Annotated in this window: 8 protein-coding genes; 2 read left to right on the top strand and 6 right to left on the bottom strand. The window is 63.3% G+C overall.

All coding sequences use genetic code 11. From position 1 onward, the window contains the following. Window positions 1-81: 81 nt before the first annotated feature. Entirely contained in the window at window positions 82-735 is a 654-nt protein-coding gene (locus ACTJKE_RS02685; RefSeq protein ID WP_058327505.1) for a carbonic anhydrase, read from the bottom strand. A gap of 130 nt (window positions 736-865) precedes the next feature. Next, window positions 866-1747, bottom strand: coding sequence for a pyridoxal kinase PdxY (gene pdxY / locus ACTJKE_RS02680; RefSeq protein ID WP_058321638.1), 882 nt, complete (start codon window positions 1745-1747; stop codon window positions 866-868). A gap of 285 nt (window positions 1748-2032) precedes the next feature. On the opposite strand from pdxY, the gene ACTJKE_RS02675 reads away from it, so the two are divergent. Together ACTJKE_RS02675 and ACTJKE_RS02670 are read left to right on the top strand one after the other, a co-directional pair. Continuing rightward, complete coding sequence (locus ACTJKE_RS02675) at window positions 2033-6826, top strand: NAD-glutamate dehydrogenase (RefSeq protein WP_112995100.1); 4794 nt, start codon at window positions 2033-2035, stop codon at window positions 6824-6826. Between the two features lie 186 nt (window positions 6827-7012). Continuing rightward, on the top strand, window positions 7013-8440 hold the full coding sequence (locus ACTJKE_RS02670) for an MFS transporter (protein WP_112995099.1): 1428 nt from the start codon (window positions 7013-7015) through the stop codon (window positions 8438-8440). A gap of 17 nt (window positions 8441-8457) precedes the next feature. Here the strand turns inward: ACTJKE_RS02670 and purH are convergent, their stop codons facing one another. The 4 genes from purH to htpX form a co-directional block, all read right to left on the bottom strand. Then, window positions 8458-10068 carry a bifunctional phosphoribosylaminoimidazolecarboxamide formyltransferase/IMP cyclohydrolase gene (gene purH / locus ACTJKE_RS02665; RefSeq protein WP_112995098.1) on the bottom strand — a complete coding sequence of 537 codons (1611 nt, stop codon included), beginning with the start codon at window positions 10066-10068 and terminating at the stop codon, window positions 8458-8460. Window positions 10069-10192: 124 nt separating this feature from the next. Then, entirely contained in the window at window positions 10193-11878 is a 1686-nt protein-coding gene (locus ACTJKE_RS02660) for a heparinase II/III family protein (protein ID WP_113133126.1), read from the bottom strand. A 212-nt stretch (window positions 11879-12090) separates the two neighbouring features. Then, window positions 12091-13503, bottom strand: a complete 1413-nt coding sequence (locus ACTJKE_RS02655) for an RsmB/NOP family class I SAM-dependent RNA methyltransferase (RefSeq protein WP_112995096.1) — start codon at window positions 13501-13503, stop codon at window positions 12091-12093. Beyond that, window positions 13503-14462, bottom strand: coding sequence for a zinc metalloprotease HtpX (gene htpX, locus ACTJKE_RS02650; RefSeq protein ID WP_112995095.1), 960 nt, complete (start codon window positions 14460-14462; stop codon window positions 13503-13505). The genes ACTJKE_RS02655 and htpX overlap by 1 nt, the downstream gene beginning before the upstream one ends. Between the last annotated feature and the right edge of the window lie 68 nt (window positions 14463-14530).

Here is a 14530-nt window from a genome sequence, read left to right as displayed (position 1 = left end):
CAATTCGCGCATCTCTCCGGATGCACGATGCCTTTCGGAAGATTGCAAAGCCCGGATCGTCGATTCGGGCTTTTTTGCTGGTTACATGCCCGGGCGGGAGAAGTCGCCGGTCGCGGGATCCATGATCCAAAGCTCGCCGGTCGAGATGTCGAACCAGGCGCCGTGCAGATGCAGCTTGCCCTTGGCTTCGAGGATCTGAACACAAGGGAAGGTGCGCAGGTTGGCAAGCGAGTTGCGGATCGAGACCCGCTCGAGCGCACGCTGCCGCTCCGCCTGGGTCATGACGTCGTTGCTTTGGATCTGCTCGGCGGCCGGCTTCAGGAGGTTCATCCAGCGACCGATGAAATCGCCCGGCGACAAGGGCTCGGCATCAGGATCGAGCACCGCCTTGATACCGCCGCAGCGGCCATGCCCCATCACGACGATGTCGCTGACGCGGAGCGACTGCACGGCGAACTCAAGCGCGGCCGACGTCGAATGGTAATGGCCGTCCGGCTCATAGGGCGGCATGAGATTGGCGACGTTGCGCACGACGAAGAGTTCACCCGGCCCGCTGTCGAAGATCGTTTCCGGCGCCGCCCGCGAATCGCAACAGGCAACAACCATCGTCCTCGGCTTCTGGCCGGTTTCCGCCAGCACCTTGTAGCGCTTCTGCTGTTCGCTGAAGCGGCCATTCATGAAGTTGTGGTAGCCGTTCAGAAGGTGGTCCGGAAAACGCTGTTGCTGCTTGTCCATCGATTACTCCGCTGCTGCTTCGAGCGGGATGAGCGGACTTCCGCCCGCATCACGCCCCGCCATGAATATCATCATGACCTAAAGTTCAATCCACGATGCGACAAGGGCTGCTGCCCATGAACAGTTTCTTCTATTTGCGCCGCATCTGATTCGGATGCACCAGGCGGCGCATCTGCACCATCGCCATCGGCGTCGAAAGGCTCGAAGCGTCCTGCTCGATCGTCAACTCGTCGGCACCGCGTTTGACGCTCCGCGCGATGATCTCGAACACGCTTGCGGTCGCCATCTGCAATGCGCGCTCTTCCGATAGTCCTTCGAGAAGCCGCGCGAGAAACAGGGCAGTCAGCAAGTCTCCGGTGCCATTCGGCGGGTTCTCGACGAGCCGATGTTCGGCGAGCAGCGCGTGATTGCCCGAAAGGAAGAGATTGCCGGTACCGCCGCTCATCATCGGCACCGCTGAGGTCACCAGCACGCGGGCCGGACCGAGGCCGAGGGCGGCATCGAGGATCGCCGTATTGGTCTCCAGCGTCGCGCCGGCGAGCCAGGCGAGCTCGAAGCGGTTCGGCGTCGCCAGGTTGGCGAGCGGCAGCAGCTGGTCGCGGATGGCCGTCGCGGTCGCCTCCGGAACATAGAGCCCGCCGGCGTCGCCAATGACGGGATCGCAGGCGTAGATCAGCTTGGGATTACGTTCCCTGAGAGTCGTCACCAACCGCACAACGCCTTCGGCCTGACCGGGCGATCCGAGATAGCCCGAAAGCACGGCGCGCACCTCCCCGACCCAGGGCGCGGCAATGAGATCGTCGATCATCGACTGGAAATCCGCGTCTGAAATGGTGACGCGGGTCGAGCGCCCGTGTCCGGGATGCCAGGGAAGAATGACCGTCGGCAGTGCCCAGACCGGATGCCCCAGCGTCTCCAACGCGAACACCGCGGCCCGGTTGCCGACCTTGCCACGCACGACATGGCTCGAGATGACGATGACGGCGCCGGGCAGGGAGGGCATTTCGGGCATCGACGAGTCCAATCCTTCGGTCTACAAACTCTGATCACCCGACTGTCACCGCCCTGTCAACAGGCGATGGCAGATAGGTCCGGTGGAAGCCGCTGGCGTTTTCGTGCTTTTTCATCGATTTTCGAGCAATTTTCGCGAAATTGCCTTCGATTTAAATGGATTTAAGCTGTTTTCACGTGAAATTCTCCAATTTTCGGCTCGATTTTGCCGAAATCGGCGTAAATAGCGGTCGCCATTAGCCATGGTTCTGATAGGGTTTGGCCTATCATGAGTGGGAGAGACTTCATGGGCGTGAAATACAATCCGAAGCGGGACAGACACATCGACGCAGCAAAGGCGGCCGCCATCAAACTGGGCGTCGACGCGCTGGCGCCGGAGAGCCTCTTCGGTGGGGCCAGCAACGATGACCTCGATCTTTATTCGGCGGACATGCTGGCGCTGATTGCAGCCCATGCGCATCGTGAACTCGCCCGCTGGGATGGCGGCAAGCCGCAAGTTTCGGTCGAAACCGTCGCCGGCGTCGCGCCGGGTGGCACCGAGGTTTCGATCATCGCGATCACCGAACACAACATGCCGTTCCTCTATGATTCGGTCATGGGGGAAATCACCAGCACGCACCGCGATATCCACCTTGCGATCCATCCCATCCTGGTCAAGGAACCGGGCAAGCCGGTAAAACTCTTCGATCCGGAAGAGGCAAGCGATCCGGCGCACCGCGTCAGCCACATCCAGATCCACTTGACGAAGCTGGCGCCCGTCGAAGCCGAGCAGCTCAGCAACCGCATCCGCGACGTGCTGGAGCAGGTACACCAGACGGTACACGACTGGCCGGCGATGACGGCGCTGCTCGACCAGGCCGTGCAGGAACTCGAGGCCTACAACGCCTCGCGCAAGAAAAGCGACCGTGATGAGGCGCTCGCCTTCCTTCGCTGGCTGCGCGACAACAACTTCACCTTTATCGGCATGCGCGAGTATACCTACTCGGGCAAGGGCGGAAAGGCGACGGTCGAGCGCGGCAAGGGCAGGGGCCTCGGCATCCTCTCCAACCCCGACGTGCGCGTTCTGCGCCAGGGCAAGGACGCAGTACTGACCACGCCGGAAATCCTCGCCTTCCTCGACGGCCCCGATTTCCTGATCGTCACCAAGGCCAACGTGAAATCGGTCGTCCATCGCCGCGCCTATATGGACTATATCGGCATCAAGCGCTTCGATGCCGACGGCAATGTCGCCGGCGAGTTGCGCATTGTCGGCCTGTTCACTTCCTCGGCCTATACCCGCCAGGCGGCTGAAATCCCGTTGCTGCGCCACAAGATCGAGAAGATCGTCGACCATTTCGGCTACGACCCGCAGAGCCACTCCGGCAAGATGCTGGACAACACGCTCGAATCCTATCCGCGCGACGACCTCTTCCAGATCGATGTCGGTCTGCTCGCCGCCTTCTGCGAACAGATCAACGAGTTGGGCGACCGGCCGCGCATCCGCGTCCTGCCGCGCATCGACCATTTCGACCGCTTTGTCTCGGTCATCGTCTTCGTGCCGCGCGAACAATATGATTCCGACGTACGCGAAAAGATCGGCGACTACCTGAAGACCGCCTATGACGGCCGCGTTTCGGCCTATTACCCGGCCTTCCCCGAAGGCGGTCTGGCGCGCGTCCACTTCATCATAGGCCGCACCAGCGGCAAGACCCCGCGCATTCCGCAGGCCAAGCTTGAAGAGGCCGTTCGCGGCATCGTCACGCGCTGGATCGATCGGTTCGACCTTCTCGCCCGTAAGGACGGCATCGAGCTTGATGTCGACGGCGCCTACCAGTCGTTCTTCACGCCGGCGGAAGCCTATGCCGACCTTGCAGACATTGCCGCCTGCAAGGCGGAAGATCCGATCCGGATCTCGTTCTACAACTATAACCGCCCGGTCAACCGTCCTGACACGGCCGAGCTGAAGATCTTCCATGCCGGCGAGCCCGTGTCGCTGTCGCGCCGCGTGCCGCTGCTGGAAAACCTCGGCTTCCGGGTCATCAGCGAACAGACCTACGACCTCAATGTCGGCAGGCACGGCGAGGACAAGCACCGCGTCGTGCTGCACGACATGGAGCTGATCCATCGCGACGGCCTTGCGCTCAATCTCGAAAAGTCGGGTGCGGCGCTGGAGGAAGCCTTCCTCGCCGCCTGGAACGGCACGATCGAGGACGACAACTTCAACCGGCTGATCCTGCTTGCGGGCCTCAATGCCCGCGAAGTCACGGTGCTGCGCGCCTATTCCCGCTATCTGCGCCAGGCCGGCATCACCTATTCGCAGGGCTATATCGCCGACACGCTGAACAAGTATCCGGCGATCGCAGCCGATATCTTCAAGCTGTTCGTGACCCGGATGGATCCGAAGCTCGAGGAAAAGCCGCGTGCAAAGAAGTGCAGCGCCCTGCTTTCCGCGATCGAGGACGCGCTGTCTGCCGTTCCGAGCCTCGACGAGGATCGCATCCTGCGCCGCTACGTCAACGCGATCGAAGCGACGCTCCGGACCAACTACTTCCAGCATGGCGCCGACGGCAAGCCGCGCGCGGTTCTCGCCTTCAAGCTTGACCCGAAGCAGCTCGACGGCCTGCCGGAACCGCGTCCGTTCCGCGAAATCTTCGTCTACGGCACCGAGGTCGAGGGCGTGCACCTGCGCTTCGGCAAGGTCGCCCGTGGCGGCCTGCGCTGGTCGGACCGCGCCCAGGACTACCGCACGGAAGTGCTTGGCCTCGTCAAGGCGCAGCAGGTCAAGAACGCCGTCATCGTACCGGTTGGCGCCAAGGGCGGCTTCTATCCGAAGCAACTCCCCGTCGGCGGCACCCGTGACGAGGTCTTCAGGGCCGGTACCGAAGCCTACAAGACCTACATCCGCACTCTGCTTTCGGTGACTGACAACATCGTCGGCCAGGATATCGTGCCGCCCGCCGATACGCTGCGCCGCGATGGTGACGACCCCTATTTCGTCGTTGCCGCCGACAAGGGCACTGCGACCTTCTCCGACACGGCCAACGGCCTGGCGCAGGAAGCGGGCTTCTGGCTTGACGACGCCTTCGCCTCGGGCGGCTCCGCCGGCTACGACCACAAGAAGATGGGCATCACCGCCCGCGGCGCCTGGGAGACCGTCAAGCGGCACTTCCGCGAGATGGACATCGACATCCAGACGACGCCCTTCACCGTTGCCGGCGTCGGCGACATGTCCGGTGACGTCTTCGGCAACGGCATGCTGCTCTCGGAGAAGATCCGCCTGATCGCGGCCTTCGACCACCGCGACATCTTCATCGATCCGTCGCCGGATATCGATGCCTCGTTCGCCGAGCGCACGCGCATGTTCGCTCTGCCGCGTTCGAGCTGGCAGGACTATGACCGCAAGACGCTGTCCGAGGGCGCGATGATCATCTCGCGTGCCGAAAAGTCGGTGACGCTCACGCCTCAGGCGATGGCCGCCATCGGCCTCGACAAGCAGAAGGCAACGCCCTTCGAGATAATGAATGCGATCCTGAAGAACCAGGTCGATCTGCTATGGTTCGGCGGCATCGGCACCTACATCCGCGGCAGCAACGAAACGGATGCGGAAGTCGGCGACCGCGCCAACGATGCCATCCGTGTGACGGCCGAAGAGGTCCGCGCCCGCGTCATCGGCGAGGGCGCTAACCTGGGCGTTACCCAGAAGGGCCGCATCGGCTTCGGCCTCAATGGCGGCCGCTGCAACTCGGACGCCATCGACAACTCGGCCGGCGTCAACTCCTCCGACGTCGAGGTCAACATCAAGATCGCGCTTGCTTCGGCCATGCGCGATGGTCGCCTGACCCGCCCGAAGCGCAATACGCTGCTCGCCTCGATGACCGAGGAAGTGGGCCATCTGGTGCTGCGCAACAACTACGAGCAATCGCTGGCGATCTCGCTGACCGCGATGCAAGGGCTCGGCAACCGCACGACGCTTGGCCGGCTCATGACGCGCCTCGAGGCCGACGGCCATCTCAACCGCAAGGTCGAGACGCTGCCGACCGACCAGGCGATGACCGAGCGCTACCAGGCAGGCAAGCCGTTGACCCGCGCGGAAATCGGCGTGTTGCTTTCCTACTCCAAGCTCGTTCTCTTCGATGAACTGATTGCGAGCGAACTGCCCGACGATCCGTACTTCACGGCAACGCTGGAGCGCTACTTCCCGGGCAAGATGCGCAAGACCTATGCCGGCGACATTCACGGCCATCGCCTGCGCCGCGAAATCATCGCGACGATCCTCGCCAACGAAGTCATCAACCGCGGTGGCCCGGCCTTCGTCTCGACGCTGACGGATGCCACCGGCTTCCTCTCGGCCGACGTCGTCAAGGCCGCTGTGCTGGCGCTCGACGGCTTCGACCTGCCGCGGATCTATGACGAGATCGACGCACTCGACAACAAGATCGGCGGCGGCCTGCAGAACATCCTCTACCAGGAAGTCGGTCGCATCTTCACACTCGTCACCGAGCGGGCGTTGCGTACCCACGCGGCGACCGGCTCGGTCTCCGAAGCCGTATCGCGTCTCGGCGACGGCCTGCAGAAGCTGCGCGCTACCATGCGGACCGCCGTCTCCGGCGAGAGCGCCGAAGAGGCCCGGTTGAAGACGGCTGCCTTCGTCGAGGGCGGGGTACCCGCCAAGCTCGCCGAGGAGATTTCGGAACTGGCGTTGATGACGCTCGTGCCCGAGATCATGCAGATTGCCGCTGAAACCGGCGAAACGCTGAGCCGCACGGCCCAGGGCTACTTCGCCGTCACCGACACGCTTCGGATCAACCGCCTGCTTGCGGCGTCCGATCGTGTTCCGGCAACGGAGCAGTTCGAGGCAATGGCTCTGTCGCGGGCCGTATCCGATATCGCCGCAGCGCGGCGGGATATCACCGCGGCAGCGCTGCGCGAGCAGAAGAAGGACCGCAATCCGGTAGCCGCCTGGGAAGAGAGCGAACGCGTCCGAGTCGCCCAGGCGACCGGCCAGCTGCGGCTCCTGACCGAGAAGGGCGAAACGACGCTCGCCAAGATCACCGTTGCTGCAGGTCTCCTCAATGACCTCGCACGCGGTAGGGCGAAGTAAGGCATTTTATCCCGTACCGATCGGCGCGGGTTGGATGGAACCGGCCCGCCTGAACGGGACAAACGCAGATGCGGGCAGTTTTTTCGTCCGCATCCTGCTCTGGACCTTTTGGAATCGGTGGGATTGAAGATAGGCTGCGCCGCGCGTTCGAGAGGACGCGCGGCGCAGTCGTTTCGGGAGGGGACCTTGCAGATTTCGGCCGAGAGGACTGAGGAACAACCGCGGGCGTCGCGCGCGGGCATCGCTGGCTGGATGCTGTTCGACTGGGCGGCGCAACCCTTCTTCACGGTCATCACCACCTTCATCTTCGGCCCCTACTTCGTCTCGCGCCTGACGGAGGATCACGCCGTCGGCCAGGCGATGTGGGGCTATACGCTGACGGTTTCCGGCATCATTATCGCCGTGCTTTCACCGGTACTTGGCTCGATCGCCGATGCGACGGGGCCGCGCAAACCCTGGATCGCCTTCTTTGCGGTCATCAAGATCGCATCACTCGCCATGCTCTGGTTCGCGGCACCCGGCTCGCCCATCCTCTACCCGGCGATCTTCATGATCCTCGCAAGCATCGCGGCCGAGTTCTCGATCGTCTTCAACGATTCGATGATGCCGCGCCTCGTTCCGGAGAAGGACGTCGGCCGCATCTCGAATATCGCCTGGGGGCTTGGCTATCTCGGCGGCATGATCGTGCTGATCGCCGTCGTGGCACTCCTTGCCGGCAGCCCCGAGACCGGCAAGACGGCAGCCGGCATCGATCCGTTGTTTGGTCTCGATCCTGCCAAGGGAGAGGATGCGCGCATCACCGGCCCGATCTCGGCGCTTTGGTACCTCGTCTTCATCCTGCCGATGTTCCTGTTCACCCCGGATGCGACTAAGGCGACCATGTCGCTTGGCAAGGCAACCGTCACCGGCCTTCGGGAATTGAAGGGCACGCTCGGCGAACTCAAGGAAAGAACGGGCATTCTGCGCTTCCTCATCGCGCGCATGATCTTCCAGGATGGCGTCAACGGCCTTCTGGCGCTTGGCGGCACCTTCGCCGCCGCAATGTTTGGCTGGCGGACGCTGGAACTCGGCATCTACGGCATCATCTTGAACGTCGTCGCCATCGGCGGCTGCCTCTATGCAAGCAGGCTTGATACGCGGCTCGGCTCCAAGGTCATCGTCACTGCCAGCCTGATCTGCCTGACATTGGCAACGATCGGCATCGTCTCGACCGGCCCGGGCTTCACCCTGTTCGGTCTCATGCCGCTGTCGACGGAGGATACCGGGGGCCTGTTCGGCACGGCGGCTGAGAAGGCCTACATCCTCTATGGCCTCTTGGTTGGCATAGCCTTCGGCCCGGTTCAGGCCTCGTCGCGTTCATATCTTGCCCGCAGCGTCAGCCTGGACGAGGCCGGGCGCTACTTCGGTCTCTATGCGCTTTCCGGCCGCGCCACGTCGTTCCTTGCCCCTGCCTCGGTCGCGACGATCACGCTTGCCACCGGTTCGGCCCGCATCGGCATGATGGCCCTCATCGCGTTTCTGGTCGTTGGCCTGTTGATCCTCCTGCGCACGCCCTATCCGGCTGACGACGGGCGCAAAAAAACCGCCGCATCCTTCGGACGCGACGGCCTCTGACTTGTCGTTCACGCGCCTTAGTGGCGGAAGTGGCGCATACCGGTGAAGACCATGGCAACGCCGTGCTCGTTGGCAGCGGCAATCACCTCTTCGTCACGCATCGAGCCGCCCGGCTGGATGACGGCGGTGGCACCTGCGGCAATCGCCGAGAGCAGACCGTCAGCAAAGGGCAGGAAGGCTTCGGAGGCGACGGCGGAGCCCTTGGTGAGCGGCGTCGCGAGACCGAGCGCCTTGGCCGCTTCCTCGGCCTTGATCGCAGCGATGCGGGCGGAATCGACGCGGCTCATCTGGCCAGCGCCGATGCCGGCGGTCTGGCCGTCCTTGGCATAGACGATCGCGTTCGACTTGACGTGTTTCGCCACCTTGAAGGCGAACTTCATGTCCTCGAGTTCCTGGGCCGTCGGCGCGCGCTTGGTCACGACCTTGAGCTCGAGATCTTCGACCATGCCGTTGTCGCGCGTCTGCACCAGCAGACCGCCTGAGACGGTCTTGGCCGCAAGGCCGGGAATGCGCGGGTCCGGCAGGCCACCGGTCGAAAGCAGGCGAAGGTTTGGCTTGCGGGCGATGACCGCCTTGGCAGCATCGCTGACGGAAGGCGCGATGATCACTTCGGTGAAGAGCTTGACGATTTCTTCCGCCGTTTCCGCATCGAGTTCCTGGTTGAGCGCGATGATGCCGCCGAACGCCGACGTGGAATCGCAGGCAAGCGCCCGGCGATAGGCTTCCGTCAGCGTCGGTGCCGTTGCAACGCCGCAAGGATTGGCGTGCTTGATGATGGCACAGGCCGGCGCCTTCTCCGGCAGGAATTCGGCGACCAGTTCGAAGGCCGCATCCGTGTCGTTGATGTTGTTGTAGGAGAGCTGCTTGCCCTGAAGCAGCGTCGCGGTGGCGACACCCGGGCGGTTCTCGCCGGTGAGATAAAAGCCCGCCTTCTGATGCGGGTTCTCGCCGTAGCGCATCTCTTCCTTGAGCACGCCGCCGATCACCCGGTGGCGCGGCATCGGCGTATCGAGCGCCTCGGCGAACCAGTTGGAGATGGCTGCATCGTAAGCCGCGGTGCGGGCATAGGCCTTGGCCGCCATCTTCTGGCGGAAGGCATAGGTCGTCTTGCCGGCAGCAAGCTCTTCCAAAAGAACCGGATAGTCGGCCGGATCGGTGACGATCGTCACATAGGCATGGTTCTTGGCCGAGGCGCGGATCATTGCCGGGCCGCCGATGTCGATGTTTTCGACTGTGGTCGGATAGTCGCCGCCCTGGGCGCGGACTTCTTCGAAGGGATAGAGGTTGATGATCGCAAGGTCGATCGCGGTGATGCCGTGCGTCGACATCGCGGCGACGTGATCGGCATCGTCGCGGATCGCGAGCAAGCCGCCGTGCACGCCCGGATGCAGCGTCTTCACGCGGCCATCCATGACTTCAGGAAAGCCGGTCAGTTCGGAAACGTCGCTCACCGGCAGGCCGGCCTCCGAGAGCGCCTTGTGCGTGCCGCCGGTCGATACGAGCCGGATGCCCTTTTCATGAAGAGCGCGCGCCAGATCGACGACGCCTGCTTTATCGGACACGGAGAGGAGGGCGGTGCGGACCGTAACCTCGTTCGGGGCGGGGATTTTCTTCGAGGCGACAGCCATCACCATGCTCCTTTGGCGGCGCCGGACGCCCGGGAGGAAGCTCCGGCGGTTGGGATGGCTGCCCGTTAGCATAGCTTGTCTGGAGAAGGAACCTCCACGAGACGGTAGCGCTAAAATAAGCACCTCAGTTCACGCGCGAGAAGGTCCACTGGATCTCCGGCTGACGGGCGACGGCGAAGGTTACGGTCAGTTGCGACGACGCGCGGATGCCCGAAGGATCGGCAAAGAAGATGTCCTCCTCCACCGCAAGCTCTCCGTCCTGGCAGGCAAAGAGCCAGATTTCGCCATCCGGCGCGGTCAGAAAGATCTCGCGCGCATTATTCTGGCGGATGCCCACGGCCGGATGAATGTGGAAACGCGCGACAGCCGTTGCCGTATTGCCGTCGTCCGGATCACTGCCATCGGCCCGCGACAGCCGGTCGCGGCCACGGATCATGCGGCCGCCGTTCAGGACGCCGATGTCGCGTTCGTGGACCAGGTCGAAGGCCGCAAGATAACCGTCATGACTTGCCGTCACCGACTCCAGCCCGCCAGGCTCGTCTTTCCGTGCCACCGTTACCTTCGAAACGCCTGTCGTCATGATCGGCCCCAGGAAACGGGAGTGCGAGAAGCGCGAAGAGGACGTGTCGTTGACGGTGACAGTGGAATGCGCTGCGGTCGTGCGCGACATCTGCCGGAAACGGTCGCCGGCAAATTTCGGGGCACCGGAATTGACGACGAAGCGCGTCTTGCCCGACGACATTTCGAAGGACAGGCAGCCGGCATGGGCGCTGCGCGAGAGATCGACGGAAAGCGGCCGGCCGGTATCCATGATGACGACCGTGTTCTCGATCGCCAGACGCTCGTAATGCGCATGGGGCAGCGAACGGAACGGTTCGCCTGCGGTCTCGTCATAACGCAGCACCGAGGCCAGTTCGTGCGCCAGGACCGACGTCGCGCCGTTGAACAGCGCGAGCTCGCCGCCCTGATGGCGGAAAAAGCGCAGGGCCGGATACATGCGGTCGATGCAGGGGATCAGCCGCGACGGCACGTCATGGCCGAGATTGACGTAGGTCTGCCGAAGCGGCAGCAGATCGAGCAGCAATTCGAGCCCGGCCCGCGGGCTGCGCGAGCAATGGCTGCCATCCGGCAGGATCTGGCGATCGAGTTCGAGGTCGAGATGGCGCGAGGCTTTGCGAATGGCGCTCGGCGAAGCTGGCATGGCGACCGACGCCATGGCAAGCGCAAGCCGCACCCGAAGCCTCGCCTCGCCATCGCGCACCGTCTCTGCGATGTGGCGCAGGTAGCGCACCTGAAGCGCCAGACTCTTCAGGAAACGGCGATAGAAACCATGCTCCGCATTGCGCAAAACAACGGGCGAGTGGGAAAGCCAGGCAATGATACGCTGGGCGATGATATCCGGATCCCAGGCAATGCCGCCGAGATCGCGGCCGTGGGTGGCGATCCAGTCGTCGACGATCTGGCGCAAACGCACATAGCCGGCATCCTCGCGGATCGCACGCAGGTGCCTCAGCCAGCCGAAGGAGTGGAGACGCGCCGCGAACTCGCGCGACGGCAGGTCGATCTCGAACGGCGACTCGCCTTCCGTATCGACAACGCGGCCGGCAAGCGGGAAACGGCCGGCGAGAATTTCTTCGGCAACAAAGGGATCGACGGCTCTAAGATCGGTCGGCGCGACGATCAGGCGGTTGGGCGTCGAGCCAGTAAAACGCAAAGTGGAGACGCGACCGATCGACAGCCGGCGCGACACCCGGCGCCAACCTTCACGCACATACAGGTAAGAAAGCCTCCGCCTGCCGGAAAACAACATCAAGGCCGCCGGTTTCCTCATTTCTGGCACGACCGCTCAAGACATCTGAACGGGCGATGGTCTCGCGCCAGCCGCCGCATGGTGTCAGAGAGACCGTTAAACTTTTATCAATATTGTCGTCTTTGATAGGCCTCTGGCGCGATAGCGTCAAATGACGCGGCAAAACAGGGCCTTGAGCCCCATTTTGACCGACTCAACTTCGGTTGGCGCTGCTATTTGCGGCGAATCACCGCCGCGTAGAAGCCGTCGAGACCACTGGCAAAGGGCGCGTCGAGCGGGAACATCGCCGGCGTGGTGCGCATTTCGCCGAGCGGCGTGATTGCGTCCTCCAGCCCCGGCCAGTCCGCAGCCGAAATCGCAACCCGTTCATAGGCAGCACCGGAACCGATCACTCGCTCAACAACCTCTTCGCCTTCGAGCGGATCGAGAGAGCAATTGGAAAAGACGACGATGCCACCGGGCTTGACGACGGTGAGCGCATGGCGGAGCAGCCGCTCCTGCAAGGTGGCGAGCTTTGCGATATCCTCCGGCCCCTTGGTCCACAGCACGTCGGGGTGACGACGTGTCGTGCCGGTGGAAGAGCAGGGTGCATCGAGCAGGGCCGCATCGAACAGCATTTCCGGCTGGAAGTCGGCCATGTTAACTTCCTTCGTCTCCGCCTCCAGGCCAAGCCGCTTCAGATTGCCCTTCAGCCGACGCAAACGGCTGCCGGACTGATCAAGCGCCGTCACTTCGGCGCCGGCGAGGATGAGCTGTGCGGTCTTGCCGCCCGGTGCGGCACAGAGATCGACGACCCGCTTGCCGCTGAGGTCGCCGAACAGCCGCGCCGGTATCGACGCTGCAGCATCCTGAACCCACCATGCGCCATCGTCGAATCCGGCTAAGGAAGGGATGGAGCCGGAAAATGCGCCGAGACGGACCGAACCGGTCGGCAAGACGATGCCACCAAGACGCTCGGCCCAAGCTGCGGGCTCAGACTTGACCGACAAATCGATTGCCGCCGGCGTCAGCTGCGCTTCCGCGATCTGTTGGGCTGGTCCAGCGCCATAGCGGGCGACCAGGCGCTCGAAGAACCAATCCGGCATCGCCGGGACATCACGCATACCTTCGAGAATGGCATCCTTTTCACGTGACAGGCGCCGAAGAACCGCATTCACGAGATTGGCGAAACGCCGATTGCGCGGATCCGCCTGCGCCTGCTCAACGGCGAGGTCGACGGCGGAATGATCAGGCACATCGAGATAGAGGATCTGCGCTGCCGCGACGGCAAGTACGTGATCGAGCGCGCGCGCGCCCTCCGGCAAAGGCGTCTGCAACAGCGAATTGATGGCGGCCTGGATGCGCGGGAGATGGCGAAGCCCTGAGTTCAGGATCGCCCGCACCAGAGCACGGTCGGCCTCACTGAGTTCGCGATAGGCCGGATTGCCGTGCTCGCTGTCGAGCATGCCGTCGAGCGACGTCTTGCGGTCGATCACCGCGCCGAGAATCTTGGCGGCGGCCTGACGTGCTCTCAGCCCCGGTTTTTCCGGGCCGCGAGGCGCATCGGCGGGTTTTTTCGATTTCGCTGCGGCGCCGTTTCGGTGCGATCGTTTCGGGAGTGAATCGTTCTTGTTATCTGTGGACATCAGGACCAGGGACCTTTGGGTGGTTCGGAACCACCGCGACCCCAACCGGTAGAGGGTACAGAGCGCGATTTGCGCACCGGATTATCAGCCCGAACCGGCGGCGTCGAGACCGAAGACATTTCCTGGGCCATCTGCTGCAGGGCCGCAATCCGGTTTTCGGTGTTCGGATGGGTCGAGAACAGGTTGTCCATCCGCTCGCCGGAGAGCGGGTTGATGATGAACATATGCGCCGTCGCCGGATTGCGTTCGGCGTCGTCATTGTGAATCTGCTGCGCCGCACCGGCAATCTTCTGCAGCGCCGAGGCCAGCGCCATGGGCTTGCCGCAGATCTCGGCGCCGCGCCGGTCAGCCGAGTATTCACGGGTACGGCTGATCGCCATCTGCACCAGCATCGCCGCCATCGGCGCCACGATCATGGCGACCAGCGTGCCGATGAAACCGAGCGGATTGTTGTTTTCACGGTTGCCGCCGAAGAAGAAGGCAAAGTTGCCGAGCATCGAGATCGCGCCGGCAAGCGTCGCCGTCAGCGTCATCGTGAGCGTATCACGGTTCTGCACGTGCGCCAGTTCGTGCGCCATGACGCCCGCCACTTCATCATAGTTCAGCGCATGCAGCAGGCCGGTGGAGGCGGCAACCGCGGCATTTTCGGGATTGCGACCGGTGGCGAAGGCATTCGGCTGGGGGCTGTCGATCACATAGACGCGCGGCATCGGCAGACCGGCATTCCGGGCAAGGTCACGCACGATGCCGTAGTACTCCGGCGCACAGCGCTCATCGACTTCCTGGGCGCGATATATGCGCAGCACCATCTTGTCGGAGTTCCAGTACGAGAAGAAGTTCATGCCCGCGGCCATGACGAAGGCGATCATCATGCCGCCGCGTCCGCCGATGACGAAGCCCACCGCCATGAACAGGGCGGTCATGACTGCAAGCAGCATGGCGGTGCGGACAAGGTTCATCTAAGTCTCCGGATCGTCGATGTTTCACGTGAATCAGGGTTCCCGTTGTGTGAACGGCATCCTATATG

The sequence above is a fragment of the Ensifer sp. 22521 genome, from assembly GCF_052044795.1.
Lineage (GTDB): Bacteria > Pseudomonadota > Alphaproteobacteria > Rhizobiales > Rhizobiaceae > Ensifer.
This window is presented reverse-complemented; position numbering and strand designations above follow the sequence as displayed.